At 67.4% G+C, this 25,318-nt stretch carries 25 protein-coding genes and 2 pseudogenes; 19 read left to right on the top strand and 8 right to left on the bottom strand.

Features of this window, described 5'->3' with window-relative positions; all coding sequences use genetic code 11:
* Positions 1 to 45: 45 nt before the first annotated feature.
* The 5 genes from HUJ41_RS05200 to HUJ41_RS05180 all read left to right on the top strand — a co-directional run bounded on the left by HUJ41_RS05200 (position 46) and on the right by HUJ41_RS05180 (position 4,793).
* Positions 46 to 690, top strand: a complete 645-nt coding sequence (locus tag HUJ41_RS05200; RefSeq protein ID WP_179873624.1) for a DedA family protein — start codon at positions 46 to 48, stop codon at positions 688 to 690.
* Between the two features lie 84 nt (positions 691 to 774).
* Complete coding sequence (locus tag HUJ41_RS12750) at positions 775 to 2,349, top strand: DUF2510 domain-containing protein (protein WP_246299331.1); 1,575 nt, start codon at positions 775 to 777, stop codon at positions 2,347 to 2,349.
* A gap of 234 nt (positions 2,350 to 2,583) precedes the next feature.
* Positions 2,584 to 3,444: a DUF2510 domain-containing protein gene (locus tag HUJ41_RS05190; protein WP_179873623.1), complete on the top strand. Its 861-nt coding sequence runs from the start codon at positions 2,584 to 2,586 to the stop codon at positions 3,442 to 3,444.
* A 35-nt stretch (positions 3,445 to 3,479) separates the two neighbouring features.
* Positions 3,480 to 3,791 (top strand): tryptophan synthase subunit alpha, encoded by a 312-nt coding sequence (locus HUJ41_RS05185; protein ID WP_179873622.1) that lies wholly within the window; start codon positions 3,480 to 3,482, stop codon positions 3,789 to 3,791.
* Positions 3,792 to 3,992: 201 nt separating this feature from the next.
* The gene (locus HUJ41_RS05180; protein ID WP_179873621.1) at positions 3,993 to 4,793 is read left to right on the top strand and encodes a DUF2510 domain-containing protein; all 801 of its coding nucleotides are present in this window, start codon (positions 3,993 to 3,995) and stop codon (positions 4,791 to 4,793) included.
* Between the two features lie 15 nt (positions 4,794 to 4,808).
* Here HUJ41_RS05180 and HUJ41_RS05175 read toward each other — a convergent pair whose 3' ends face one another.
* Together HUJ41_RS05175 and HUJ41_RS05170 are read right to left on the bottom strand one after the other, a co-directional pair.
* Positions 4,809 to 7,379, bottom strand: a complete 2,571-nt coding sequence (locus HUJ41_RS05175) for a DEAD/DEAH box helicase (RefSeq protein WP_179873620.1) — start codon at positions 7,377 to 7,379, stop codon at positions 4,809 to 4,811.
* 210 nt (positions 7,380 to 7,589) lie between these two features.
* The gene (locus tag HUJ41_RS05170) at positions 7,590 to 8,366 is read right to left on the bottom strand and encodes a BtpA/SgcQ family protein (protein WP_281363117.1); all 777 of its coding nucleotides are present in this window, start codon (positions 8,364 to 8,366) and stop codon (positions 7,590 to 7,592) included.
* 220 nt (positions 8,367 to 8,586) lie between these two features.
* Between HUJ41_RS05170 and HUJ41_RS12930 the strand changes: the two are divergent.
* The 8 genes and pseudogenes from HUJ41_RS12930 to HUJ41_RS05135 all read left to right on the top strand — a co-directional run.
* Positions 8,587 to 8,703: pseudogene (locus tag HUJ41_RS12930) on the top strand (DeoR family transcriptional regulator); the annotation flags it as partial.
* A gap of 168 nt (positions 8,704 to 8,871) precedes the next feature.
* Positions 8,872 to 9,387, top strand: a complete 516-nt coding sequence (locus HUJ41_RS12740) for a DeoR/GlpR family DNA-binding transcription regulator (RefSeq protein ID WP_246299327.1) — start codon at positions 8,872 to 8,874, stop codon at positions 9,385 to 9,387.
* Positions 9,384 to 10,871, top strand: coding sequence for an FGGY-family carbohydrate kinase (locus HUJ41_RS05160; protein WP_179873619.1), 1,488 nt, complete (start codon positions 9,384 to 9,386; stop codon positions 10,869 to 10,871). Before HUJ41_RS12740 ends, HUJ41_RS05160 begins: the two co-directional genes overlap by 4 nt.
* The gene (locus HUJ41_RS05155; RefSeq protein ID WP_152583089.1) at positions 10,868 to 11,641 is read left to right on the top strand and encodes an SDR family NAD(P)-dependent oxidoreductase; all 774 of its coding nucleotides are present in this window, start codon (positions 10,868 to 10,870) and stop codon (positions 11,639 to 11,641) included. Before HUJ41_RS05160 ends, HUJ41_RS05155 begins: the two co-directional genes overlap by 4 nt.
* A gap of 58 nt (positions 11,642 to 11,699) precedes the next feature.
* On the top strand, positions 11,700 to 13,004 hold the full coding sequence (locus HUJ41_RS05150) for an ABC transporter substrate-binding protein (RefSeq protein ID WP_152583090.1): 1,305 nt from the start codon (positions 11,700 to 11,702) through the stop codon (positions 13,002 to 13,004).
* 68 nt (positions 13,005 to 13,072) lie between these two features.
* Positions 13,073 to 13,906 (top strand): carbohydrate ABC transporter permease, encoded by an 834-nt coding sequence (locus tag HUJ41_RS05145; RefSeq protein WP_152583091.1) that lies wholly within the window; start codon positions 13,073 to 13,075, stop codon positions 13,904 to 13,906.
* Complete coding sequence (locus HUJ41_RS05140; protein ID WP_152583092.1) at positions 13,903 to 14,721, top strand: carbohydrate ABC transporter permease; 819 nt, start codon at positions 13,903 to 13,905, stop codon at positions 14,719 to 14,721. The genes HUJ41_RS05145 and HUJ41_RS05140 overlap by 4 nt, the downstream gene beginning before the upstream one ends.
* A 22-nt stretch (positions 14,722 to 14,743) precedes the next feature.
* Positions 14,744 to 15,805 carry an ABC transporter ATP-binding protein gene (locus HUJ41_RS05135; protein WP_152583093.1) on the top strand — a complete coding sequence of 354 codons (1,062 nt, stop codon included), beginning with the start codon at positions 14,744 to 14,746 and terminating at the stop codon, positions 15,803 to 15,805.
* Positions 15,806 to 16,064: 259 nt separating this feature from the next.
* Here HUJ41_RS05135 and HUJ41_RS05130 read toward each other — a convergent pair whose 3' ends face one another.
* Positions 16,065 to 16,907 carry a CPBP family intramembrane glutamic endopeptidase gene (locus HUJ41_RS05130; protein ID WP_152583094.1) on the bottom strand — a complete coding sequence of 281 codons (843 nt, stop codon included), beginning with the start codon at positions 16,905 to 16,907 and terminating at the stop codon, positions 16,065 to 16,067.
* Between the two features lie 108 nt (positions 16,908 to 17,015).
* On the opposite strand from HUJ41_RS05130, the gene HUJ41_RS05125 reads away from it, so the two are divergent.
* From HUJ41_RS05125 to HUJ41_RS05115, 3 genes are read left to right on the top strand one after another with little or no spacing between them, the layout of a single operon-like run.
* Positions 17,016 to 17,315 carry a hypothetical protein gene (locus tag HUJ41_RS05125; protein ID WP_152583095.1) on the top strand — a complete coding sequence of 100 codons (300 nt, stop codon included), beginning with the start codon at positions 17,016 to 17,018 and terminating at the stop codon, positions 17,313 to 17,315.
* On the top strand, positions 17,312 to 17,575 hold the full coding sequence (locus HUJ41_RS05120) for a hypothetical protein (RefSeq protein ID WP_179873618.1): 264 nt from the start codon (positions 17,312 to 17,314) through the stop codon (positions 17,573 to 17,575). The genes HUJ41_RS05125 and HUJ41_RS05120 overlap by 4 nt, the downstream gene beginning before the upstream one ends.
* A 35-nt stretch (positions 17,576 to 17,610) precedes the next feature.
* Positions 17,611 to 17,826 carry a hypothetical protein gene (locus tag HUJ41_RS05115; RefSeq protein ID WP_152583097.1) on the top strand — a complete coding sequence of 72 codons (216 nt, stop codon included), beginning with the start codon at positions 17,611 to 17,613 and terminating at the stop codon, positions 17,824 to 17,826.
* Between the two features lie 69 nt (positions 17,827 to 17,895).
* Here the strand turns inward: HUJ41_RS05115 and HUJ41_RS05110 are convergent, their stop codons facing one another.
* Positions 17,896 to 18,639 (bottom strand): esterase/lipase family protein, encoded by a 744-nt coding sequence (locus HUJ41_RS05110; RefSeq protein WP_179873617.1) that lies wholly within the window; start codon positions 18,637 to 18,639, stop codon positions 17,896 to 17,898.
* Between the two features lie 81 nt (positions 18,640 to 18,720).
* On the opposite strand from HUJ41_RS05110, the gene HUJ41_RS12655 reads away from it, so the two are divergent.
* Positions 18,721 to 19,578, top strand: coding sequence for a DUF2510 domain-containing protein (locus HUJ41_RS12655; protein ID WP_218925648.1), 858 nt, complete (start codon positions 18,721 to 18,723; stop codon positions 19,576 to 19,578).
* 72 nt (positions 19,579 to 19,650) lie between these two features.
* Here the strand turns inward: HUJ41_RS12655 and HUJ41_RS05100 are convergent, their stop codons facing one another.
* The 3 genes from HUJ41_RS05100 to HUJ41_RS05090 all read right to left on the bottom strand — a co-directional run bounded on the left by HUJ41_RS05100 (position 19,651) and on the right by HUJ41_RS05090 (position 21,856).
* Positions 19,651 to 21,024, bottom strand: coding sequence for a hypothetical protein (locus tag HUJ41_RS05100; protein WP_179873616.1), 1,374 nt, complete (start codon positions 21,022 to 21,024; stop codon positions 19,651 to 19,653).
* Positions 21,025 to 21,233: 209 nt separating this feature from the next.
* The gene (locus tag HUJ41_RS05095; RefSeq protein WP_179873615.1) at positions 21,234 to 21,626 is read right to left on the bottom strand and encodes a type II toxin-antitoxin system VapC family toxin; all 393 of its coding nucleotides are present in this window, start codon (positions 21,624 to 21,626) and stop codon (positions 21,234 to 21,236) included.
* Positions 21,626 to 21,856 carry a type II toxin-antitoxin system Phd/YefM family antitoxin gene (locus HUJ41_RS05090; RefSeq protein ID WP_179873614.1) on the bottom strand — a complete coding sequence of 77 codons (231 nt, stop codon included), beginning with the start codon at positions 21,854 to 21,856 and terminating at the stop codon, positions 21,626 to 21,628. Before HUJ41_RS05090 ends, HUJ41_RS05095 begins: the two co-directional genes overlap by 1 nt.
* Positions 21,857 to 22,075: 219 nt before the next feature.
* On the opposite strand from HUJ41_RS05090, the pseudogene HUJ41_RS05085 reads away from it, so the two are divergent.
* Positions 22,076 to 23,419 (top strand): annotated as a pseudogene (locus HUJ41_RS05085) (IS1182 family transposase); the annotation flags it as partial.
* A gap of 45 nt (positions 23,420 to 23,464) precedes the next feature.
* Here the strand turns inward: HUJ41_RS05085 and HUJ41_RS05080 are convergent.
* Positions 23,465 to 24,717 (bottom strand): IS3 family transposase gene (locus tag HUJ41_RS05080; protein WP_179872076.1). Its coding sequence is split into 2 segments (ribosomal slippage): positions 23,465 to 24,435 and positions 24,435 to 24,717, totalling 1,254 coding nucleotides; the frame shifts between segments, so codons are not numbered across the junction.
* Here HUJ41_RS05080 and HUJ41_RS12845 point away from each other — a divergent pair.
* Positions 24,628 to 24,975, top strand: coding sequence for a transposase (locus HUJ41_RS12845; protein WP_218925647.1), 348 nt, complete (start codon positions 24,628 to 24,630; stop codon positions 24,973 to 24,975). The genes HUJ41_RS05080 and HUJ41_RS12845 overlap by 90 nt on opposite strands.
* Positions 24,976 to 25,318 lie beyond the last annotated feature (343 nt).

Raw genomic sequence — 25,318 nt, 5'->3', positions numbered from 1 at the left:
CTGCGCGTCGCCCGCTGTTCACCTGAGCGGAGTACACCAGGGCATGTGGATGCCCTCACCGAGTGGGTCGTCGCCGCGGCCGCATCGCCCTGGGCGCTGCCCGTCACGGCTCTCCTCACCGTCGCCGACGCGTTTCTCGTGGTCGTGCCGAGCGAGACGGTCGTCGTGGCTCTCGGTTCTCTCGCCGTGTCGGAGGGCACCCCGAACCCGTTCCTGCTCGTGCTCGTCGCCGCCCTCGCGGCCGTCGTCGGCGACAGTCTCACCTTCCTTCTCGGCAGCCGCCTCGGGACCCCGCTCCTCGCCCGCGTGCGGCACGCCCGTGTGCGGGCCGTGTTCGCGTGGGCGGGCGAGAACCTGCAGCGGCGCGCGGCGCTCGTCATCCTCATCGCCCGCTACATTCCGTTCGGTCGCGTCGCCGTCAACCTCGTGGCGGGCGCCACAGGCTTCCCGTACCGCCGCTACCTGCCCCTGAGCCTGCTCGCCTGCTCGGCCTGGGCGGTCTACAACGTGGGGGTGGGTGCGGCCTTCGGCGCGTGGCTCGGCGACTACCCCGTGGTCGCCGTCGTCGTGTCGATCGTGGTCGCCATCGCGGTCGGTCTCGTGATCGACGCGGTGCGCATGCGACGAGCGGCTGCGCGGGGCCCCCGAGTGGGGGACACCACGACGGGGGACACCACGACGGGGGGATGACGAATCATCGCTCCTGAGCCCCTCGCCCCGTACACTGACGGGGGCCGGTGTTCCACAACCGGCGAACAAGGGGGAACGATAATCGTGGCAGAAGACGACTACGGTCGCGTGCCGGCGGGCTGGTATCCCGACCCGCTCGGACTGCCGCAGCTGCGCTGGTGGGACAACACCGCGTGGACCGAGCACGTCTCCGACGCCCGCCAGCCGATGGTGCCGACGGAGGCACCGACCGCTCCCGCGGCTCCGACGATGTTCGCCGACGACGACCTCCCCCGGCGTCGAGACCTCCGTACCGCGTCGACCCCCGAGGATGCTCCGCTCGACGACCCCGCACGGGAGGGCTCCGAGCCCGAGCAGCCGGCCGTGCAGCAGCCCACGGCGAACGTCCTGCGCCAGCTCGCTCCGCCGACGACGGGCGCCGTGCCGCAGCTCATCGAGCCCGGCGACCAGGCCGAGCAGCCCGCGGCGCAGCAGTCGGCCGCGCCCCGCAGCGCCTCCTCGGCTCCCGCGGGCGGGCGACCCGCGAACTCAGCGGCGGAGGCCTTCGCCGCAGCCGCCTTCGCCGACCTTCAGGCCGAGTCCGAGCTCAAGCCGCCGCAGGACCCGGCGCCCTCGCCGTGGGTCCCGCTGCAGCGCGACAGCGGCAGCGCGCCCGGTTCCGCTCCAGGATCGACGCCCGGCCCCGTCTCGGCGAGCGGCAGCGCACCGTGGGATCTCGGCGCAGGTTCCGCGCCGCAGCAGGGCAGCGCGCCGCACTACGGCTCCACCCCCCAGCAGGGTTCGGCGCCGCAGTACGGCTCGGCACCCCAGTACGGGAGCGCGCCCCAGTACGGCTCCGCTCCGCAGTACGGCTCAGCACCCCAGTACGGCTCAGCGCCGCAGTACGGCTCAGCGCCGCAGTACGGCTCCGCACCGCAGTACGGCTCCGCACCCGGGTTCGCCTCGGCCCCCGGGGCACCGCAGTACGCCCCCTACTCGCAGGAGTCGCCCCTCGCGGCGTCCGAGACGCGCCGCTCCGGCACCCACCAGTCGCTCGGCGCCCCGAGCGGCAACGTGCAGACCGTCGAGTCCTGGGCGATCGCGCTGCTGCCCATGATGCAGCTGCTGCTGAGTCTGCTCGTCGTCGCCGCATTCACGACCGGCCCGAGCCTCATCTTCATGGCCGCCATCTGGATCGTGCCCTACCCGATCGTGGCCGCACTCGCCTACTTCGACGCCCGAACCCTGCGCCGCCGCGGCATCGACGCCCCCGCCAGTTGGCTGTGGGCCCTCGGTACCGCGCCCGTGTACCTGGCCGCGCGTGCCGTGCGACTGAGCCGCATCTCGGGTGCCGGGTTCGGCCCCGTCGCGGTGTGGCTGCTCGTCTCGGGTCTGGTGGGGGCATCCATTCTCGCTGTTCCCGGCCTCATCATCGCCGCGATGCCCGGCGTCTTCGCCGACCAGGCTGCGTCCACGATCGAAGCGAATGCGCGCTCCATCGGCACGATGCTCGACGTGGACTGTCCAGCATCACCGCCCCTGTTCATCGGCCAGCAGCTGCGGTGCCCCGCCACCAACTCCTCCGGCGAGAACCTCGTCGTCACCGTGAGCCTGCAGCGCGCCAACGGCTGGATCACCTGGCAGGTCGACGATTGGGGCATCTTCTCGTTTGTTCGATAGCGCAGTCGTTCGCTAAGCGAACGGCGCGCCTGCACCGACCTCGCGGGCCCGGCATACTCACAACCGAACACGTACCACCGCACCACCTACCCAGCAGCACCGCACAACTGAAGATCGCACACCGAACGTCGCGTGGAACCCGAACAGCTTCGCGACAGCCCCGCAGCACCGAACGCTGCGGGTGAAGCATCGCAACCCGGCCGGGGGGCCGGGAGCACACAGGGGGACCACATCATGACGACGACCGCGATTCAGGTGCCAGCAGGCTGGTATCCGGACCCGATCGCCACAGCCCACGGCGGCGAGGCGTCGCACCGGCGCTGGTGGGATGGCGCGCAGTGGACCGAGCACGTCGAGGCACTCGCGCCCGTGCAGGCGCCGGTCTCGCGTGAGCCCCTGCAGGAGATCAACGACCAGGTCGCGGCGCCGAGCGTGTACACACCCGCAGGGTCGGCGCCCGTGACGCTCACGCCGCGCGACTCCGCGCGCGCTGCGCACCGCATGTCGCTGCACTCCCCCAGCACCGACTCCGCGTACTCCAGCTCTTCGGCGAGCGTGCCCTCGGTGGCGTACCCGAGCCCGGCCCCCACGGGTCGCCGCTCCGCACGGACGCCCGTGAGCGCCGTCGACCTCGAGACGGCACGGCCCCGTCGGCGTCGCGAGAGCGACAGCGCCGTCATCTCCGAGCCCCTCGAGCCGCGCCAGCGCGTCTACACCGCCTCCGTCTGGCTCATGGCGACGATGCCCATCCCCCAGGCCCTCCTGATCTTCGCCGTCTTCACGAGCCTGCCGCCCGAGAGCTCCGCCTGGACCCGCGGGCTCACCGTCATCCTTCCGTTCATCCTCTACGCGGCGCTCGCGGGGCAGGACACGCGTCTCATGGCCCTCGCCGGCCACCTGCGCACGGCGCCCTGGCTGACCGCACTGGTCGTGCCGCCGGTGTACCTGGCCGTGCGCAGTGTGCGCATCGGTCGCACGACCGGCGCCATCGCGTGGCCGCTGTACGTGTGGCTGGTCGCCCAGGCGGCCGTCATCGGCACGTGGTGGGCTCTGGACCCCGCCGGCGTGCTCGCGACCATCGAGCCTCTGCTCTGACCCTTCGCCCACCTCCCTCGACGTAGGGTCGAAGGGTGAGCGAACGCGACCGGCCCCGAGGCGCGAGCCTCGAGGTTCTGCGCGCCGAGGCACACGACGAGCTGCAGACGGTCATCCTCGCTCGCTGCCGTGACGGCGAGGACCCGTGGGACTTCATGACGGAGCTCCCCACCGTCGATGAACTGGTGGTGTGGATGCTCCGGGCCGAGTCGATCCGCGCCGACCACGACCGGTTGCCCTCGCCGGCCCGCAACTATCGCGTGCTGCGTCAGATCGCGCTCGACCATCCGGCACTCACGACGACGGTGTGGCGCATGCTCGGCGCCCTGGAGCGCGACGCGGGCTGACCTGTTCGGCGGCGGAGCAGCCTGTCGGCCTGTACCCCATCGAGTCCCCCTTACTGGGGACTGTATGGTCGTAGGCTCGCGCGCACCCGCGCCCTAGACTTGCCGTCAACGAGCCTTGCGTTCACCCCCGGCCACCCCCGCCGCGCAGCGCATCGTGACACCCGCACCCCCGCCGAGCTCCCGCCCTTCCCGAGGATCCCCATGACCGAAGGTTCGACCCTCCCCGTCGCCGGGTGGTACGACGACCCTGAGATCGCGCTGCGGCTGCGCTGGTGGGACGGCGCCCGGTGGACCCAGCACACTCGACCCAAGCCGATCGCGCACGGCGAGCCCGCCTCCCCCGGCGCCGCGGTCGCGCAGGGCGGCACGGCCACCGAGGCTGCGTCCGCGACGACGACCACCGACCTCAGCGGAGCAGCCGTCGCGGCCCCCGTCGGCGAAGAGCCGTACTCGTACTCCGTGCCCTACTCCGCCACGCCGACCTCGGCTCCCTCGACCACGACCGAGGGCGGCGAGGCGCGATCCACCCCGCTCGGCACCTTCGGCACGCGCTCGGTGACCCGCAGCGACCTGTGGAACACGACGGCGCAGTCCATGGACTACACGCCCGAGCGCACGACGACCGTGTCAGCGTGGATGCTCGCTGCCACTCCCCTCGTGGCCTTCCTCGCCCAGCTCGCCGTGACGGTGCTCACCGGCATCGAGTCGACGCCCTGGTTCTGGGTGCTCGCCGCGAGCCTTCTGCCCATCATGTGGATCATCGTCTGGGTGCGGCGCGACCGCGAGAAGCTGCATGAGTGGGGACACCTCGAGCGCGCCTCCGGATGGTGGGCGCTTCTCGGCAACGTCGGCTATCTCGCGGCACGAGGCATCGTCGTGCAGCGCCAAGCGGGCCGCGGCTGGTGGCCGCTCATCGTCACCCTGCTGCTCACCGCGGGGCTCGTGAGCCTCGGCATCTTCACCCCCGCCCTGTTCCTCGTCTTCATGACGCCCATCCAGTAGCGCGGGGCACCCCGGCTACAGGCGCTTCAGGCCCTCCACGCGCACGACCGCTTCGCCGCGCTCCGCGCTCTGCGCGAGGTCGACGGTCGCGTGGATGCCCCAGTCGTGGTCGCCAGCCGGGTCGTCGATGACCTGGCGCACGCTCCAGAAGCCGGGCCCAGCATCCGGATCATTCTCCGAAATCTGAACCAGGGATGCTGCGCGCGCGCCGCCCGCCGTGCCCATGGTCTCGTGCTCGGCGTAGTAGGCGTCGAGCGCCTCGGGCCAGCCCGCCTCCGGGTCGAGCTCGACGAGGTCGTCGTCGCGCTGCAGCGCCGCGAGCTGCACGCGGCGGAACAGCTCGTTGCGCACGAGCACGGTGAACGCGCGGCGGTTCGTCGTGACGTCGGGCGGGGGCGGCGGTGCGATCGGGGTGCTCGGGTCGTCGACGGGGTTGGTGAGGGCATCCCACTCGTCTTGCAGGCTCGAGTCGACCTGCCGCACGAGCTCGCGCAACCACTCGATGATGTCGAGAACATCGGGCGTCTTCGCGTCGTCGGGGATGGTCTGGCGGAACGCGCGGTCGGCGTCGCTCAGGTAGCGCAGCAGGAGGCCCTCGCTGCGGGCCAGCTGGTAGTGGCTCACGTACTCGGTGAAGCTCATGGCCTTCTCGAACATGTCGCGCACGACCGCCTTGGGGCGCAGCTCGACGTCGCGGATCCACGGCTGGGTGGCCGCGTAGGTCTCGAACATGGCCTCGAGCAGGTCGGCGAGCGGGCGCGGATGCGTGATGTCGTCGAGCGCCTCCATGCGCTCGTCGTACTCCATGCCCTGCGCCTTCATGCGGCCGATCGCCTCGCCGCGCGCCTTGTGCTCCTGCTGGCGCAGCACCGGGCGCGGGTCGTCGAGCGTGGCCTCGATGACGCTCACGACGTCGAGCGCGTAGTGCGGGGCGGCCTCGAGCTCGGCGCCGGGGACCGTGTTCTCGTCAACGACGCCGGGCGCGGGCGGCGCGACCGTCGCGGTGTCGTCCTCCGGGTCGAGCGACTCGATCACGGCAAGCGCGAACGGGCTGAGCGGCTGATTGAGTGCGAAGTTCGGCTGCAGATCGACGGTGAGCGTGATGCGCCCGACGGGCTCGATGACGACGACGCCCGCGCGCACGAGGGTCTTGGCGATGCCGAGCGCGCGGCGCACGAGCTCGCGCTGCCGGTGCGGCGGCTCGTGGTTCTGCGTGAGCAGTGCGCGGGCGCCTGCGAAGACGTCTCCCCCGCGCGCGATGAGGTTGATGAGCATGGCCGCCGACACCTGCATGCGGCTCTCGAGCGGCTCGGGCGCTCCGCCGATGAGCCGCTCGAAGCTCGTCTCGCTCCACGTCACGAAGCCGGCGGGTGCCGACTTGCGCACGATCTTCTTCTTCTTTTTCGGGTCGCTGCCCGCCTTGGTGGTCGCGGCGTGGTTCTCGACCTCGTGGTCGGGAGCCTGCACGACGACGAGCCCGGCGGTGTCGTACCCGGCGCGACCGGCGCGCCCCGTGATCTGGTGGAATTCGCGCGCGCTCAGCTGCCGCATCTTCTCGCCGTCGAACTTGCTGAGCGCCGTGAGCAGCACCGTGCGGATGGGCACGTTGATGCCCACCCCGAGCGTGTCGGTGCCGCAGATGACGCGCAGCAGTCCGCGCTGCGCGAGCACCTCCACGAGTCGGCGGTACTTGGGCAGCATGCCGGCGTGGTGCACGCCGATGCCCGAGCGCACGAGACGGCTGAGCGTCGTGCCGAATCCGGTGGTGAAGCGGAAGTCGCCGATCGCCTCAGCGATCTCGTCGCGCTGCTCCCGCGTGATGATGCGGATGCTCGACAGCGCTTGCGCGCGCTCCATCGCGGCCGCCTGGCTGAAGTGCACGACGTAGATCGGCGCTTGCCCGTCGTCGAGCAGCGTCTGCACGGTCTCGTGCACGGGAGTCTTCACGTAGTCGAACGTGAGCGGAATCGGCCGCTCGGCGTGCGTCACCTCGCTCACCGGGTGGCCCGTGCGGCGCTCGAGGTCCTCGGCGATGGGCGTGACGTCGCCGAGCGTCGCGCTCATGAGCAGGAACCGCGCGTGGGTCAATTCCAGCAGCGGCACTTGCCACGCCCAGCCCCGCTCGGGGTCCGCGTAGTAGTGGAACTCGTCCATGACGACGAGCCCCGCCTCCACATCAGTCCCGTGGCGCAGAGCCTGATTCGCGAGAATCTCGGCCGTGCAGCAGACGATGGGCGCATCCCCGTTGACGCTGCTGTCGCCCGTGACCATGCCGACGTTCTCCGCGCCGAAGATCTCCACGAGGGCGAAGAACTTCTCGCTCACGAGCGCCTTGATGGGGGCGGTGTAGTAGCTGCGCTGGCCCTGCGCGAGGGCGATCGCGTGGGCGGCGACCGCGACGAGGCTCTTGCCGCTGCCGGTCGGGGTGGCGAGGATCACATGCGCGCCGGCGACGAGCTCGAAGATCGCCTCCTCCTGCGCGGGGTAGAGCGTGAGGCCTTCGTCGGTCGCCCAGTTCTCGATCGCGTCGAAGGCAGCACCGGCCTCGTAGGGGGCGGGCATGCGGTCTAGCAGCGAGGAGGTCATCGCCTCCAGTCTCCCCCACCCGCCCGGGTCACAGTCTCCACAGCTCAGGACTCACCGACACCGGCTTCGTCTCCACAATTCAGGAGTGCCTGCTCGGAGACGGCGGTTCGGGATGCTCGCACGGCGTGTCGACGGGGTGCGAGCATCCCGAACTCCTGAATTGTGGAGACGGAGTTGTAGTGGGGCGAGCGCGAGAGCGCGTTGTCGCCGCTAGGCGAGGGTGGCGCGGAATTCGCGGGCGGCCGTCATCAACTGCACCACACGTGCAGGGTCGACCGTGTTCTCAAAGCGGCCCTCTCGCTTGAAGTAGGTGCCGACCACCGCACCATCAGCAATCGACAGTTGCTCGCCGACGTTCTCGGCCCGAACACCCGTGTTCACGAATACCGGAACGGTGCCTGCGGCGTTCTTCACGATCGAAAGGGCTTGTGTGTCAGTCGGCGCTCCCGCGGTCGCACCCGAGACGCACAGCGCATCGGGCAGAGTAGCGAACACGGTGGTCTTGGCGATCGAGGCGAGGTCGCGGTCGGCCAGGTACTGTGCCGACTCAGGAACGATGTTGAACAGCAACTTGACGTGCGAGGCACCGATCCGAGCGCGGTGACGCGCCACCTCGCCGACGTTGGTGTTCCACAGCCCGAAGTCGCTCGCGTAGACCCCAGTAAAGATCTCGCGTACCCACTGGGCGCCGGTCGCCATTGCCAGGTCGATCGATGCTCGAGCATCCCAGAGCACGTTGACGCCGAACGGCGCAGTGATTTCCGAGCGCAGCTCCCCGATGACGCGCGCCATGGTGATGGCAGTGATTGGCTCGGTCTGCGTCAGGTACGGAAGGCTGAACTCGTTGGAGAACATGACGCCGTCGACACCGCCTGCCTGCAGGTCGTGTAGTTCCTGACGAGCACGCGCGATCACTGCGTCGAGGCCCGCTGACGAATCGTACCCGGGGTCGCCCGGCAGCGCAGACAAGTGCAGCATCGCGATCACAGGCTTCTTCACCGCGAAGATGTCGTCCAACCAGGTGGTCATGATGCTCCTTTTCTGCTGCCCGACAATCAGAGTCGGCGTGATCGAGTGCGCAAGGCGGATGAGATGTCATCCCGCGACATGTCAAATGTTCCCACATTCCTCGCACTACTGGGAACCTTTTACAGAAATGTAACCAAAAAGGTGTTACAAGATCACAGTTTGCGTCTACTGTGGTCACATGTCAGTTCAAGGGCGACGAGCGCTGATCGAACAGCGCGTACTCGACGAGGGCGAGATCGACTTCACCAGTCTCGCCACTGAGCTCGGCGTGTCGGAAATGACGATTCGTCGTGACATCGAGGCACTGGAGCTCAAAGGCGTGTTGCGACGCGTCATGGGCGGTGCGATCTCGGTCGGGTCTGCTGCCGCGGAACCCTCCTTTGAAGCGAGAGCCGCCCTGGCTGCGACCGAGAAGGCACACATCGCCTCCGCCGTGGTCGATCTCCTCCATGAAGGAGAAACGGTGATCATCGACAGTGGCTCGTCGGCGCTCGCCGTAGCTCGAGAGATCCGATCGCGGCACCTGCCCCTCACGGTCATCACCCCCAGCCTGTTGGTCGCGACGGAATTGAGTTCGGAAGTCGATTCCGAGGTCTACGTCACCGGCGGCCAGTTGCGCCCGGGCGAGCTCAGCCTCATCGGAGCGGGAGCTCAAGAGAGCTTCGATCGATTCAACGCGAGCACATTCGTGATGGGCGTGGCCGGCGTAGACGAGGGCGCTGGCGTCACCGACTACCACTACGACGAGGCGCACGTGAAGCGCGCCGCGGCACGATCGGCCCAGCGCATCATTGTGGTCGCCGACTCGAGCAAGCTCGGGCGGGTGCAGCTGATCTCAATCGCCGACCTCGCCGACCTCGACACCCTCGTGACAGATGGGCCTCCTGAGCACCCCGCGTTGCGCAGCGCCCAATCAGCAGGAGTCACCGTGATCTGTGTCCAACCGCCCGCCTCGTCGATGAAGGGGCAGCTCACATGAAGGCCAGCATCACGCTCGGGATCGACATCGGCACGACCGGCACGAAGGTGGTCGCTTTCGACGCGGCCGACGGCCGCCTCACAGCCGTGAGTCGAAGCGTCACCGCGAACGCCGACGGCCCTGGAATCGCAGAGGCTGATCCTCGGGAGTGGATCGAGAACACGATTTCAGCGATCGCTGACTTGCTCGCCCACCATCAGCTCGATGCCCGCCGCGTTGCGGCGATCTCGACCACCGGCATGGTGCCGGCCGTGCTCCTGCTAGGTGATGATGGCATGCCGCTTCGGCGCGCCATCCTGCAGAGCGACGCTCGAGCTGTCGACGAGATTGCGCAGGTGGCCGACTACCTCGAACCATTCTCCCCCGTGGAGACGACCGGCAGTGCCGTGAGCCAGCAGTCCGTCGCCCCCACGCTCCTCTGGCTTCAGAAGCATGAACCGGAGATCTGGTCCCGCACACGAGTCGTCGTCGGTGGATACGACTGGATTCTCATGCACCTCGGCGGTCGACCGCACGTCGAGCAGAACTGGGCACTCGAATCTGGTCTATTCACGATCGCGGGAGAGCAATTTGCGCAGGCCTTCTCGGCAGCGCAGATCGAGCAGGACAGGGTTCCCGATATCGCCGCACCCGGAACCGTCGTGGGCTCGCTGTCGCGTGAGATGGCGGAGCGCACCGGCCTTCCCGCCGGAATTCCTCTCGTCGTCGGTGGTGCCGATCATGTGCTCTCGGCCTACTCAGCCGGCGTGCGGACTTCCGGCGACTGGCTCATCAAGCTCGGTGGAGCAGGCGACATCCTGGTTGCGAGCGAGAAGGCTCTGGTCGACGAACGCCTCTACCTTGATGCGCATCCTGTTCCTGGACTCTGGCTTCCCAACGGCTGTATGGCGACATCGGGAAGTCTCATCCGGTGGTTCCAAGCATTGACCGGCGGAGCCGAGCTCCTCCGACTAGATGATGAAGCTGATATGGAGCCAGCTGGCGCGCTCTTCTGCCTCCCCTATTTCCTCGGCGAGAAGAGCCCCCTCCACGACCCCGACCTCCGCGGGGCTTTCGTCGGACTCCATCTCGGCACCTCGCGCGGAGCCATGTATCGCGCGGTACTGGAATCGATCGCCTTCGGATTCCGACACCATGCTGACGTTTTCGGTGACCTGGGCTTGCCCCTCTCCCGGGCTATGGTCACGAACGGGGGGTCGAAATCCACGCTCTGGAAACAGATCCACGCGGACGTTCTCGGCACCGACCTCAACCCGATTGTCGATCATCCTGGGGCCTCCTTCGGTGCTGCCGTCATCGCTGCGATCGGCGTCGGCCTGATTGACGAGTGGACCGATGTCGACCGGTACGTCTCCCTCGGTCCGATAGTTCATCCCGACCCGGCTCGCGTGTCACAGTACGACGCCGCGTACCGCGAATGGCGCAAACTCAGTGTCGCCCTCACCCCGTTCTCCCACTCCCTCTCTCGAAAGGCACACTCATGACCTCCGTCGTCGTCATCACCGGAAGCGGATCCGGTATCGGCCGATCAATCGCCGTCTCGCTTGCCGACCGTGGCTGGAGCGTTGTCGCCACCGACCTGAACGAGGCCGCCGCCGCCGAGACCGCCAAGTTGCTGTCGACGGCAGGGGGGCAACAGCACATGAGCCGACAGCTCGATGTCACCGACGCCGCGGCTGTGACGGCGGTCGCGGACGAGATCGCCGACACCCTGGGGCTCGACGCTTGGGTCAGCAACGCTGGTGTCTCTTTCATGCAGCCATTCGTCGACATCTCTCTGGAGAAGCTCGACCTCACACTGGCCGTCAACCTCAAAGGTGTCTTCCTCTGCGGTCAAGCGGCCGCCCGCGCCATGATCCGCACCGGTCGAGAGGGCCGCATCGTCAACACCGCGTCGATGGCGGGCAAGCAGGGACGCGTCCCATTCTTGGCAGACTATGTGGCCTCCAAGTTCGGTGTCGTGGGCCTGACTCAGGCGATGGCGTTCGAACTGGCGGAGCACAAGATCACCGTGAACGCCGTCTGCCCTGGCTTCGTCGCCACCGCCATGCAAGAGCGCGAACTGGCCTGGGAAGCCGAGCTCAGCAACTCCACCCCCGAGGCCGTTCGTGACTCGTGGGTTGCCGCGACTCCGCTTGGCCGCCTACAGCAGCCGGAAGACGTGGCGCGCGGCGTCGCCTTCCTGCTCTCTGATGACGCCTCCTTCATCACCGGCGAATCGCTGTCGATCAACGGCGGCGCCTACATGGACTGACCCGCTGACCGTCAGCGGCAGACCCCGCACCACACCAACATAGAAAGGAAGTGACGCAATGAGTATTCGACGCAACGCGCTACTGGCCGCTATCGGCCTCACGTCAGCACTCGCCCTGACCATCTCAGGATGCGCAGGAACCGGTGGCACGGAAGCCCCCGCCTCCTCCGGGCAGGGCGACATCCCCTCCGACACCGAGGGCACCGTCCGTATCTTGATGGAGAGCGTTCCCGACACCGACATCGTCGTAGATCTGGTCGACTCGTTCAACGAGGAGTACCCGGGCATCGCGGTGGAGATCGAGACGCTCGGTTTCGACCAGATGCGCGACAAGCTCATCGCTTCGTTCCAGTCGAGCGAGCCGACCTACGACTTGATCGTCGTGGACAACCCCTGGATGGACGACTTCGTCGACGCGGGGTTCCTGCAGCCTCTCGATGACAGGATCACCACGACCACCGACTACGCAGCAGAAGACTTCTTCCAGCCGCTCGTCGACATCACTGAGGTCGACGGCGTGCGCTACGGCGTTCCGTTCTACAACTACGCTCTCGGCTACCTGTACCGCACCGACCTCTACGAAGAGGCCGGGCTCTCCGTGCCGTCGACGCTCGACGAGCTCGTCGCCAACTCGCAGGCTCTCACCACGAGCGAGCGGACAGGCATCGCGATGCAACCGCAGCGCGGCTACAAGATTTTCGAAGAATGGGCGAACTGGCTCTTTGCGGCCGGCGGCTCGATCTACGACGAATCGGGGGCACCCACCCTGAACACCCCGGAGGCCCAGGCTGCGCTCGAGGCGTACATCGAGGCCTTCACGACCGCCGCGCCGGCAAACAGCTCCAACTGGGCATTCGATGAGGCGTTCCGGTCGGTGTCGGGCGATCAGTCGGCAGCGATGATCAGCTACAACTGGAACCTGCCAGGGCTCAACGACCCCGAGGGCGCTTCCGGCGACCTCGCGGGGTCATTTGCCCTGGCACCTATGCCCGGCGGCAAGCAGGTCTTGGGTTCCTGGAGCTGGGCGATTCCGGCAAACTCCGCGGCCTCCGATGCGGCCTGGGCCTTCGCAGCCTGGATCACTTCCACCGAGGTCGACGTCGAGCGCGTCGTGGCCGGTGGCGCTGCCATTCGTGAAAGCACGCTGACTGACCCGACGGTGCTCGAGTCGGGATTCGGGGAGGACTACTACGCGGCGATCATCGAGATTCTGTCGGATGCCGCGCCTCTGTCGCAGGGTCTCGGTGGCGAGGAGATGATCCAGGCCGTGGGAACCGAACTGAGTGAAGCGGTCGCCGGAACGAAGACGGTCGAGCAGGCACTGGCTGACGCTCAGGCTGCCGTCGAGCGTATTCAGCGCTAGCGACTCGCACCACACCAACTGAGGAAAGGAACCCGACAGTGACGCGAATGACGAGATTCCGGTGGGGAATGCTCGCACCCGTCTTGGCCATTACAGGCGTCGCTGTCGGGTTTCCCCTCGGGTACGCGTTCTATCTGAGCCTGACGGACTACCGACTTACGAGCCGCGGGGCTCCCGATGTGGTCGGCCTCGAGAACTACTTCTTCGTGCTCACGGACCCCCGCATGTGGAACGCCTTCTCGAACACCGCCACCTACGTGATCATCGCGGTGGCGTTGCAGACCCTGCTGGGTCTCGCCATTGCTCTCGCCCTGCAGAAGCAGCAATGGGCACGCGACCTCACCCGGGCGATGCTGCTTGCACCGATGTTCATCACCCCGATCGCCGTCGGCCTGACCTTCCGATTTCTTCTGAACGATCAGCTCGGCGCTCTCCCGGCGATGCTGCGATCTCTCGGAATCGACTACGACTTCTTCGGCCCCGGCAACGCGCTCTTCACCCTCGCCTTGATGGACGTTTGGCAGTGGACACCGTTCATGGTGTTGCTGCTCCTGGCCGGACTGGAATCGGTACCGCGCCAGCCTCTCGAGGCCGCGAAGGTCGACGGTGCGAGTGCCTGGTATGCCTTCCGCCGCGTGGTGTTGCCGTTGCTCACCCCGGTACTGACCGTTGCCGTGCTGTTGCGTTCTCTTGATGCCCTCAAAGTGTTCGAATATGTCTACGCTACGACTCGCGGCGGGCCCGGCACCGAGACCGAGACGATCCAGTACTTCACCTATCAGACAGGTATCCAGTTCTTCCGACTCGGCGAAGCATCCGCCGTTGCTTTCGTCCTGCTCGCGATCGTGCTGACCCTGATCGTGCTCTTGTTCCGCCGACTGCAAAGGAGCGCCGCACGATGACCCGACGCGTCAGCCCGTGGGGCATCGCCCGCACTCTGCTGCTGTGGGCGGCCGCCGTAACGGTCGCCTTCCCGATCATCTGGGTGGCCCTGGCTAGCTTCAAGTCGCCAGCGCAGCTCAACGACCCCGGGTTGTTCTTGTTCTCTCCCAATCTCGACAACTGGGCACGCGTCTTCGAAGCGGGGATCCTTGATGCGGCGGGACGCAGCGCGTTCGTCGCCGCAGTGACGGTGTCGATCAGTGTCGTCGCCGGTTCCATGGGCGCCTACGCGATTTCTGCGTACAAGGCCGGTGGCTCGGCCACACGATTCGGCATTCTCGCCGCTCAAGTGCTCCCGCCCGCGGTCTTGGTCTTCCCGTTCTTGACGATGGCCTACGCCCTGAGAATCGACAACACCTACGTCCCGATCATCTTCGCTCACTTGAGCTTCGTCTTGCCGGTCATCACGTGGTTCCTCATCGGATTCTTCGATGCGGTTCCGCGGTCGTTAGAGGAGCAGGCCCGCGTCGACGGCTTCTCGAGATTCGCCGCGTTCCGCCTCGTGGTGATCCCCCAGGTATTGCCAGGAATCGGTGCGGCCGCCATCTTCGGCTTCACACTGTCGTGGAACGACATGTTCTACGGCCTGATCCTGGCCCCCACCCGCGAAACGATCCTCCCGGTGGCCATCGCGGCGTTCAATACCTTCCGCGGAGTGGAGCTCGGCGCCATGAGCGCTGCCATCATCATCGCCGTGGTGCCCGTGGTGATCGCGAGTTTCTTCATTCAACGTCGACTGGTGCAAGGCATCAGCGGCGGCGCAGTCAAGTTCTAGTTCTCACGAGAGGTTCGTCGTCATGGCAGAGGTCCGATTCAACAAAGTGCGCAAGCAGTACGGGTCCACGGTGATCGTCGACGATGTCGACATCGACTTTCCCGACGGCTCGCTCACCGTTCTGGTGGGTCCCTCCGGCTGCGGAAAGTCAACCTCCCTTCGCATGCTCGCCGGCCTGGAGGAGATCAGCGGTGGTGAGATCACGATCGACGGACGCGTCGTGAATGGCTTGGAGCCGAAAGATCGTGACGTCGCCATGGTGTTCCAGAATTACGCCCTGTACCCGCACCTCTCGGTACTGGAGAACATCGCGTTTCCCTTGCGTGCTACGCGATCACCTCGGTCGGATGCTCTCGCACGCGCGCAGGAAGTTGCCGACTCGCTCGGCCTCGGTGCCTTGACGTCTCGCAAGCCGAAAGACCTCTCGGGTGGGCAACAACAGCGCGTCGCGATTGGTCGTGCGATCATCCGCCAGCCTTCCGTCTTCCTCTTTGATGAGCCGCTGAGCAACCTCGACGCGAAGCTTCGCGTCGAGACGCGATTCGAGCTGATGCAGATTCAGCGTCGACTGGGAATCACTGCGGTGTACGTCACGCACGACCAGGAAGAAGCGATGACGATGTCCGACCGCATGGTCGTCATGCGTGACGGCAGGGTCGCTCAGAGCGGCCGCCCCGACGAGATCTATGCTCGCCCCAACAGTGTGTTCGTGGCGACATTCGTCGGTAGCCCCAAGATGAATGTCATCACCGGCACCATCAGTGACGGCGACTTTCGCTCATCGGGAGGCAGCCGCATCCGCGCAGCAGGTGTGACGACACGAGATTCTGTGATCCTCGGTGTGCGGCCTGATGATCTCGTGCTGTCGCCCACGGACTCAGCCTCGGCTCGTGTGGCGTTGATCGAGTTGCTCGGTCCTCGGGCGATCGTTCACGTCGACTCCGGTGATGATCGCCTTACGAGCGTCGTCGACGCAGCCGGTCTCTCACAACTCTCTGTCGGCACGCCAGTCGACCTCGCCGTCCGCGCCACAGCTGCGCACCTATTCGACCCGATCACTGAAGCGCGGCTCAGCGACCAATAGTCGCCCTGGCGCGAGCAATACCTCGGTCAGGGGAGCAGCAGAAGCCCCTGGGCGGTGTTCTGGGCTACTGGTCCACCTCTGAACCGTCCCCACGCGTGTGAAGCCGGACACCGGGCCGGCCTCCACAATTCAGGAGTCGGCACTCTCCAACAGCGGTTCGGGATGTTCGCACGGCGTGTCGACGGGGTGCGAGCATCCCGAACTCCTGAATTGTGGAGATGCCCGCGCGCTCGAGGCGCGAGGGCCCTGCTGCGGCGCGCTACTGCGGCGCCGGGATGAGGAAGAACGGGAAGACGCCCGGGTTGTGGGCGTGCACGATCGCGAGGAACACCACGAGGTCGAACAGCAGGTGCACGATGATGACGTAGGTGAGCGACTTGGTGCGGTGGAAGATCCAACCCTGGAGGAGCGCGAAGGGGATCGTCATGAGCGGCCCCCACTCCTGGTAGCCGAGCTCCCACAGGAACGAGACGAACACGATGGCCTGGAGGATGTTGGCGAAGAGCACGGGGAAGTGCCGCAGCAGCAGCACGTAGCACGTGCAGATGAAGAACAACTCGTCCCAGATGCCGACCGCGTTGACGCCGACGAAGAGCCGCGCCACTTCGGAGAACTCGGAGACGGCCGGCCAGTTGAGGTACGCGCCCGAGGAGATGAAGTAGAACGGCAGGATGAGCCAGCCGAGGAACGGCACGGCGAACAGGTACGACTTCTCCCAGGGCTGCCACTTCTGCCCGCTGCGCCACGGGAAGCGAATCACCCGGCGCCGGAACACGAACCGGTCGAGCACAAAGGGCACGGCGACCGCGAGGCTCAGCACGAAGCCGAGCAGGAAGAAGTTGGGCCACGAGATGTCGGCCTTGACGCTCACGGTGCTCACGACGATGAGGCCCGCGGCGATGATGCCGAGGTCACGTGTGAGCTCGCGGTCGACGAAGTAGGCCACGACGAGGCCGATGACGAGCCAGGGGTAACCGACGAGCCGGTTCTCGAAGCCGAAGAGCGGTATCGCGCTCGTGACGACGATGAACGCTGGCGCGAGCTTCCAGCTCCACAGCGGCTTCGGGGCGGCGATCTCGGGGCTGGTCTGGGCGACGGGCATACGAGCATCCTCTCAGGTGCTCCCCGGCCGCGGGGCGTCGATCATCTCCTCTATGCGCGCAATGTCAACCCCGTTGTGCGGATGCTCGCACCTCGATTCACTGGCCGCATGACTGAAGACACCGCACGGGAGAACCACCACGGCGATCGCCGTGACGACGACCCCACCACCGACCCCTCCGGCTTCGGGGACGAGATGACCTCCGACGAGTACGAGCAGGTCGACCTCAGCGGCACCGACGACCGCGGTGTTGAGGGAACCGACCCCGATCTGACGGTGCCGGGCGCGAGCGACACCGAGGAGTCCGGCGGTCAAGGAGCGGACGACCGCTACGTGGGGGGCGAACTCGGCGGCGGTGCGATCGGCGCCGAGATCGACGAAGACGAGACCGAAGGAGATGAAGCATGAGCGACACCAGCCAAGGAACCAATGCTGATGACGGACAGTTCAACCCGCTGATCCCCGAGGGCCCGCCGCCCGGCGAGGATCGCGAGGCCACGAGCTCGCGCGATGCCGAGAACTCGCGCGACGACACGACGAGCATCGACCCGCGCAGCGACCCGCACCAGACCGACGAGGACGGCGAGCCCATCGACGACGGCATGGGCGCGAACGACGAACCGGATGCCGCGGGAGAAGACGAGCCCGTTCCGGGTATCGACGAGTAGTGCCGACGAGAAGACGACAGAGTAGGAGCACGACCATGGCGAAGCACACGAACGGTGACCACGCTGACGAACCCACGCAGGGCGACAACCCCGGCGCGCAGGGTGACATCGGCGCCGGGCAGGCCGAGGCCGACGAGACGGACCCCGAACTGGACGAGGACGACGAGTTCGCTCCCGACCTGGAGGACTTCGTCGATCGCGACCCGGGCGAAGACGCCACGTCAGTGAACGGCGGCAACGCCGACCGCTGACCGCGGCGCGAGCGCCGTCTGCTGACGGTCCCCCCACACGGACACCGGGCCGGTCAAGACCCCCGGGTGTCAGGGCAGGCGACGCTCGATCTCGTCGATGACGTCGGGCAGCCCGAGCACCCGAAAGTGCCCGACCCGGTCGAGGACGACGTTCTCGGCTCCGTCGAGGTGCGCGATCGCGCGCGGCACATACTGGTCGACGGCGCTCACGAGCGACGTGATGCGGTCGTTGACCTCGGTGCGGGCATCTAGTGATCGGATGATGGCCGCCTCGGGGCGGAACTCCCGCCACGGCCCGAGCCCCCAGCGCGCGACGGGCGTGCCGCGAAACGGCGTGTTGACGGTGATCAGGCGCGTGAGGCGCCGCTTCGGCGGTGTGGCCGCAGCGTCGGCATCGGCGAGCAGCATCACTTTGCCGATGAGCCCGCCCTTGGAGTGGGTGACGAGCACGACGTCGCGCAGGTCGCGGTCGACGACGTAGTCGCCGAGGAGGCGCGCGGCCTGGTCGATGGGTCGGTGGTTGAGGCCGAGCTCGGCGACGCGGTGCACGGGGTGCCCGCGGGCGGCGAGCCGCTCGCCGAGGGCGCGCAGGTAGTGCCACGACTCGAACACGCCGGGGATGAGCAGCACGGGCGGCCGCGCCGGGTCGCTCGAGGGGGTGCTCGGCGGGGGCGGGAGCATCCCGTACCGCAGCGGCGCCAGCCGCGATCGTGCGATGTAGGCGAGGTCTGCGGCGAGCCCGGCAGCGCTGCGCACGACGCCGAGGCGGCGTGCAGGGCCCGGCTCGTCGGCGGTGTGGCGGGGTTGGGTCATGGCGGCTCGACCCTAGCGAGGTCGGCTGGGGGCGCGTACGCTGGCCGCACCGTGTGAGCATTCCCCAGCGAGAGGATCGGCGTGCCCGAGACGACTCTGCCCGAGGGCTGGTACCGCGATCCGTCGCTGCCGGCGACGCGTCGCTGGTGGGACGGCACGGCGTGGACGGATCATGTGCGCCCCGACGAGGATGCTGCGCTCGGGCTCGGCGCGCTGCGCAGGTCAACGCCTGCCGCGTCGGTGAGCTCGGCCGAGGCTCCTGCGGTGTCGGAGGCGACGACGTTCGCGGTGCCGTCGGAGCTGGAGGGCACCAAGCCGGTGTCGTCGGTGGGGTCGGCAGCGGTGGGTGGTTCGTGGCGCACCGACACTCCTCCGTGGGCGGCGTCGAGTGTGGCCGCGCCGTCGGTGGAGGGGTCGTTCGCCGCCCCGTCGTCGGTTGCGGACCTCGAGTCGGTGGACTACGCGCCGATGGAGCGGTCGTGGGCGCCGTCGGCCACGGCCGCACCTGCGCGGCGCACGCCGCAGGCGACGGGCACGGCGGGCGCCTGGTTGCTCGCGCTCTCCCCTGTACTGACCCTGCTGCTGGCTGCGGGAGTGGGCGCGCTCGTGCTTTCTGACCCGCTGTCGCCGGTCGCGGCGATCGCGGCGTGGGTGGCGAGCGGGCTGACGCTCGCGTGGCTTGTGCTTGCCGTTGTCGCCGACTTTCGGCGGTTGGGCGCCCTCGGCTACGCTTCGCGCCCCTCCGTGCTGTGGATCATCCTCGGCCCCCTGCCGTACTTGATTTCGCGCACCGTGCACGTGCACCGCGCGACGGGGCGCGGCTCCGCGCCGCTGTGGGTGTACCTGGGTGTGTCGGTGCTCGTGGGCGCCGGCACTGTGCTGCTCATGCTCGCCTTCGTGCCTGGCCTACTGTCGCCCCTGTCTCTGCCCGGCTCCTAGCTGTACTCGGTTTCTCGGGGTGCGCGAGCCCGTGCGGTGCGCGAGCCGGCGCCGTTCGCGGCCAGCGAGACGTCAGCCTGTCTCGCCGGTGGCGGCCCGCAGGGTGTCCGCTCCGGGTCCTGTGCAGACGACGGCTTCTTCATCTGACGTCACGTCGACGACGGGGAGAGCTCCTGGGACGCTGGCGGTCTCGTCGCCCGAGTCAACCCGCACGTCGGTGATGGCGTAGGTGCCGTAGCTCGAGATGGGTACGGCGAGCACGACAGAGCCGTCGTCGGCGATCTCGCTGCTGAGCGTCGGCTGGTCAGCGCCCTCGATCGTGACGGTCGCAACGGAGTCGGCTGGCAGCGCCTCGTCGCTCACCGCCGCGAGCAGCAGCGCGACGAGGAACCAGGACGGGCTGTCGGGGTAGAGCCGGGAGGGGCTGTGCGTGATGGCCCGACACGTGGTGTCGATGGCGGCGAGCGGCGGGATGCCCGTGCTCACCTCTTCGCCGACATCACCTCCCGTGGTCGACTCGTCGCCTGGGCCGACACCGGGTGTGCCGCGGGCGCTGAGCAGCGCGATGATGAGCAGGATGAGCACGATGACGGCGATGAGGCCCGCCCAGAACCACCAGGCGCGGAGCAGTCGCTGCAGCAGCGGCGGCGGCGGCGGAAGCACCGCGTCGGGGCAGTCGTAGGGCTCGCCGACTGCACGCCAGGCCGTGCGCGTCTCGCCCGTCGCGACCTCGGGGGTGCGGAACTTGCCGATGGGGGCGAAGCCGTCGGTCTCGACGTCGAGCTCATTCTTGACGGCGCGCATGATGGTGGTCGTGCCGAGGAAGGCGCCGGTCGCGGTGGCGAGCACGGCGGCTGCGCCTCCCGCGGCGGCGAGGCTGCCGCCGGCAGTCATGCCGCCGAGCGTGCCGGTCGTGGTCGTGGCGGCACCCGACTGCAGGGCGACGACGGCGGCGTCGTACTTGAGGGTTCCGTAGAGCCCTGCGCCGACGAGGCCGACCGATCCGCCGCCGCTGACGACAGGCCCGAGGAGGCCTTCATAGTAGGTCTCGAGCTTCTTGTCGATGCGCCAAAGCTCGTAGAACTGCGACACCATGACGTACTGGAACCGATGCTCGGCTTCGGTCACTTTCTGCTCGCGCTGGCAGCGCCCGTCAGAGAGTCGGGTGACGCGGAACTCGTCGGTGCTGTCGGTCACCCGCCACTCGGTGTGGTCGACGTCGAGCTCGTCGACGCGGAATCGGTTATAGAACGCCCAGACGATGTCGTGCTTGTCGCGGTCGTCGGCGGCGACACGGCTCGAGGTCCAGACCTTCTCCTTCTCGTACCGCGGGCTGTAGGTGTGGCCGCTATCCGTGTCGACGCGCAGCTCTGGCGGGTCGCTGTATTCGGCGACGTCGGTCGGCTGGGGAACGTCAGGGTCGGGCGTGCGGAGCGAATCGGGCATGGGGGCCTCCTCCGAGTGTGTGGCACACTACTCTCGCTCGCGCAGGGTCGGCAAGGGTTCGGGCGTGTCGCGGCGCTCGACGAGTGCCCAGCCTCGGTCTTCTCGCGCAGCACCGTGTGCGGGTGAGGCCGGTCCACCGCGGGGCGACTGCGGGTTCGTTCGCATGGCCGGACCCTCTCGGCGGAGTCGGGCTGGAGAGGCGGTCGTCGTCAATCCCAGACGACAGTGACGCCGGCCGCCTCGTCGAAGACGCGGTCCACGGTGGCGAGGGGTAGCCCCTCTGCTGAGGCTTGCGCCGCGAGCATTCTGTCGAAAGGGTCCCGGTGCGCCCAGCTCAGCAGCCCGGCGGCGATGCCATGCGCAGACCTGATCGGCAACTGGTCGGCGCCGAGGCGCTCGACGATGCCGGTGAAGTCGCGCACAAGCGGTTCGGCGGAGTCGAGGCGGCCGAGGCGGTATTTCGTGGCGATCTCGAATGCGCTGGCCGCGGAGACGACGATGCGCTCTCGACGATCGCTGAGGATCGCACGCACCCTCGGAGGGAGTCGGTCGGGCGCCCCGAGCGCCCACAGCAGAGCGTGGGTATCGAGCAGCAACGCCACTAGGGCTCCCAGGCGGAGAGCTCGTCGTTCGGCAGCGGCTCGAAGAACGCAGGTGTCGTGTCGAGACCGGGCAGGAATCCGAGGGCCCGCTCTGCCAACGGTTCGACGGCAACGAGTCTCGCGACGGGGACTCCGCCGCGGGCGATGACGATGTCGTCGCCGCGTTCGACGCGCGCGAGCAATTCCGACAGGCGCGTCTTCGCCTCGTGCACGTTCACCTGCTCGCCCATGTGGACTAAGCGTAGTGGACTAACCATGAAGTCAACACTGCCAGGTGGAGGAGCTTGGCGATGGTTCTCGGTGCGGTCGCGGTACCTCACGACAGTCCCAGCGAGTGTGGAGGAACGGCCTCGGCCTTCGCCCGCACCGCGCCTAGGAGACCGCTGAACAATTCGGGGGTTTAAGGCGCGCCTGCGGACTGGTCCGGGCTGCGGGTTAAGACTTGGTTCATGCAGGGTAGTGACGATGGTCAGCGTCAACTGTTGGATGTTCAGTCCTGGGCGGGTCATTTGCTCCCGCGGGGGTCGGTGTTCGCGTTCCTGGCCGCTCACCGGAGGCAACTGTTCCCGGATGACGCGTTCGCGGATCTGTTCCCGTCCGGGCGGGGTCGTCCCTCGATCCCGGCGGATGTGATCGCGTCGGTGTTGGTGTTGCAGACGATTCATAACCTCTCCGATCGGGAGACTGCGGAGGCGGTCACGTTTGATCTGCGCTGGAAAGCGGCCTGTGGGTTCGCGGTGGCCCAGACAGCGTTCCACCCGTCGGTGTTGACGTATTGGCGGCGCCGTCTGGCTGGCAGTGAGCGGCCGCATCGCATCTTCGATGCCGTGGCCGAGGTCATCGCTCAGTCGGGGGCGTTGACCGGTCGACGGCGACGGGCGATCGATTCCACGATCCTCGACGATGCGGTTGCCCGGCAGGACACGGTGACCCAGCTGATCGCGCAGATCCGCCGAGTCGGGCGGGAGGTCCCCGCAACGGCGGAGCTCATCGCGGGCCTGCCCGGGCATGACTACTCCACGCCTGGGAAGCCGGACATTGCCTGGGATGACCCGGCCGCCCGCGATCTGCTCGTCTCAGCGTTGGTGAACGACGCGTTGACGCTGCTGGCGGAGCTCGACGGTGTCGAACTGAGCGAGAAGGAGCAGGAAACGGTGGCGTTGCTGGCACTGGTCGCAGGGCAGGACGTTGAGCCGGCGGAGGATTCCGATGGCACCGATGGGCGGTGGCGGATCGCCCGGAAGGTCGCCCCGCGGATGATCTCAACCGTTGATCCGGACACCCGGCATGCGCACAAGTCGCGGGAGAAGAAGCAGGACGGCTTCAAAGCCCACGTTGTGATCGAGCCGGACACCGGTCTGGTCACCGCTGCCGCCCTCACGAAGGCGTCCGGGGCGGCGAACAGCGACGCGGCCCGCGGGGCGGAGCTGCTCACCGCCGATACCAGCATCGGCGAGGAACCGGTCGACGTGCTGGCCGATTCGGCCTACGGCAGCGGTGAGCTGCTCGACCAGATCGGAACCGCCGGTCACACCGCGATTATCAAGCCGATGCCGCTGGCCCGGGCGGTTCCTGACGGGTTCACCATCGATGACTTCACCGTCGATGACACCGCGGGAACGATGACCTGCCCGGCCGGAGTCACCCGACCGATCGCCGCCAAGGGAACAGTGACCTTCGGCAGCGTCTGCTCCTCCTGTCCGTTGAAGCTTCGATGCACCACGGCGGCGCGAGGACGGAAGATGACCGTGACTGCGCATGACCGGATCAAACGCGAACACCGGGCCCGAGCCGCGGATTGAATCCCCCCGGCGTGTTCGGAGAGCGTATTGCTGGTGTCAGCCCGCTTGTTCGAGGGGCTCGGTCAGAGCATATTCGAGCTGCTCCAGTTCGATCGGGGTGAGGTCATCGATCGAACTGTGGATGCGTTCGGTGTTAAACCACTGCACCCAGTCCGCGGTCGCGGCCTCGACCTGATCGACGTTTCGCCAGGGCCCTTCGTGATGGATCAACTCGGTCTTATAGAGTCCGATCTGGGACTCCGCGAGGGAGTTGTCGTAGGCGTCGCCGACGGATCCAACCGAGGGGTCGATGCCTTCCTCGATCAGGCGGTCGGTGAAGGCAATGGACGTATAGACGCTGCCGGCATCGGTGTGATGCGTCAGTCCGGCGAAGTCGGCGACGCCCTCGCGGCGCCTGGTCCAGAACGCCATCTCCAGGCAGTCGAGCACCAGCGGCGTCGTCATTCTCGTCGCCGCCCGCCAGCCCAGGATGCGGCGGGAGTGAACATCGAACACGAACGCGACGTAAACCCATCCGGACCACGACCACACGTAGGTGAAGTCAGCGACCCAGAGTTGGTTCGTGCGGAACCTGGCGAAATGCCGATCGACAAGGTCGGCAGGTCTGGTCTCGCGCGGGTCAGCATCGACCGGATTGGTGCGTTTCCCACGTCGCACGCCAGCGATGCCGAGCTCGCGCATGAGGCGCTCCACCGTGCAACGGGCAATGTCGTGGCCCTCGCGGCGCAGACGCAACCAGAGCTTCCGAGCGCCCAGCACGCGCCGTTGCCGCTGCCAGCAGCCCAGCACGATCGGCTTCCACCGCTCATCGGACACCTGCCGCGCTGAGGGTCGACGCTTGCGGGCGTCATAGTAGGTCGATGGGGCGATCTTCACCTCATGCTGGGTGAGCACGGCGCAGATCGACTCGACACCCCATCGCAGGCCACCATCATTGCGGTCCTTGTGGTCGGTGATGAACGCGACTATCGCTTCGCTGGCCGGTCGAGTTCGGCCGCGAAGAAAGCCGAAGCCGCCTTCAATATCTCGTTCGCCCGCCGCAACTCGGCGTTCTCTCGTTTGAGCTTCTTGATCTCCGCCTGCGCCTCGGTGGTCACCCCCGGCCGTTGGCCGACATCGACCTGCTGCCGCCGAATCCAGGTTCGGACCGTTTCGGGCGAGCCGATGCCGAGCATGCCGGCGACCGCGGTGATCGCGGCGTGCTCGCTGGGATAGTCAGGCCGCACCTCGGCGACCATGCGGACTGCGCGCTCACGAAGCTCGCGCGGATACTTGTTGGGTCGTGCCATGAGACTGATCCTTCCAAGGAATCGAGTCTCCGAACACGCCGGGGGGATTCAGATCCTGGCTTCCAAGCCGATTACCGGCAACACCGGCCAATGGTCGAACGCTCAATCGCGTGGCTCACCCGCGACGCCAGACGCGTGCCGTTCCGTGGCGTCGCGAAGAACAACGCCTGGTGGGTCACCCGCGCCGCCGGAATCAACCTCAAACGACTTCTCAACCTCGGCCTCACCTTCCACAACGGGAACTGGGCGCTCGGATAGAGCCAGCCAGTGCGCCCAATCACGGTCGCAGCTCGGCGGAACCCCCGCCAACAGTGCCGCAACGCCGCCTTCCGGGCAGACAACTATTGGCACGGCAGACCAAGAACCGAGCCACCGACGCCCGCCCAGAGAACCGACACGGCCCAGCCGACCACGGTCAAGACCCCTTGTTCAGCAGTCTCCTAGGTGTACTCGGTCAGCAGGTTGGTGACACTTCTGTAGGGAGAAGGCCTCCAACATTGGTGGTGTTCAACGTCACCGAAGTGGAGGCCTTCTCTATGACCCACCGTAATGCGCGGCTCACTTGTCGACGACGCTTGAGTTCTGGACGGTTCCGACGCTG

The organism is Microcella indica (assembly GCF_013414345.1).
In the GTDB taxonomy this organism is placed as follows: domain Bacteria; phylum Actinomycetota; class Actinomycetes; order Actinomycetales; family Microbacteriaceae; genus Microcella; species Microcella indica.
The sequence above is the reverse complement of the archived record's forward strand: the minus strand, read 5'-3'. Positions and strand labels throughout refer to the sequence as shown.

Coding starts and splice junctions, on each gene's coding strand:
- HUJ41_RS05190 (WP_179873623.1), top strand. CDS start 2,584: ATGACGACGACCGCGATTCAGGTGCCAGCAGGCTGGTATCCGGACCCG.
- HUJ41_RS05180 (WP_179873621.1), top strand. CDS start 3,993: ATGACCGAAGGTTCGACCCTCCCCGTCGCCGGGTGGTACGACGACCCT.
- HUJ41_RS05175 (WP_179873620.1), bottom strand. CDS start 7,379: ATGACCTCCTCGCTGCTAGACCGCATGCCCGCCCCCTACGAGGCCGGT.
- HUJ41_RS05160 (WP_179873619.1), top strand. CDS start 9,384: ATGAAGGCCAGCATCACGCTCGGGATCGACATCGGCACGACCGGCACG.
- HUJ41_RS05155 (WP_152583089.1), top strand. CDS start 10,868: ATGACCTCCGTCGTCGTCATCACCGGAAGCGGATCCGGTATCGGCCGA.
- HUJ41_RS05150 (WP_152583090.1), top strand. CDS start 11,700: ATGAGTATTCGACGCAACGCGCTACTGGCCGCTATCGGCCTCACGTCA.
- HUJ41_RS05145 (WP_152583091.1), top strand. CDS start 13,073: ATGCTCGCACCCGTCTTGGCCATTACAGGCGTCGCTGTCGGGTTTCCC.
- HUJ41_RS05140 (WP_152583092.1), top strand. CDS start 13,903: ATGACCCGACGCGTCAGCCCGTGGGGCATCGCCCGCACTCTGCTGCTG.
- HUJ41_RS05135 (WP_152583093.1), top strand. CDS start 14,744: ATGGCAGAGGTCCGATTCAACAAAGTGCGCAAGCAGTACGGGTCCACG.
- HUJ41_RS05130 (WP_152583094.1), bottom strand. CDS start 16,907: ATGCCCGTCGCCCAGACCAGCCCCGAGATCGCCGCCCCGAAGCCGCTG.
- HUJ41_RS05125 (WP_152583095.1), top strand. CDS start 17,016: ATGACTGAAGACACCGCACGGGAGAACCACCACGGCGATCGCCGTGAC.
- HUJ41_RS05120 (WP_179873618.1), top strand. CDS start 17,312: ATGAGCGACACCAGCCAAGGAACCAATGCTGATGACGGACAGTTCAAC.
- HUJ41_RS05115 (WP_152583097.1), top strand. CDS start 17,611: ATGGCGAAGCACACGAACGGTGACCACGCTGACGAACCCACGCAGGGC.
- HUJ41_RS05110 (WP_179873617.1), bottom strand. CDS start 18,639: ATGACCCAACCCCGCCACACCGCCGACGAGCCGGGCCCTGCACGCCGC.
- HUJ41_RS05100 (WP_179873616.1), bottom strand. CDS start 21,024: ATGCCCGATTCGCTCCGCACGCCCGACCCTGACGTTCCCCAGCCGACC.
- HUJ41_RS05090 (WP_179873614.1), bottom strand. CDS start 21,856: ATGGGCGAGCAGGTGAACGTGCACGAGGCGAAGACGCGCCTGTCGGAA.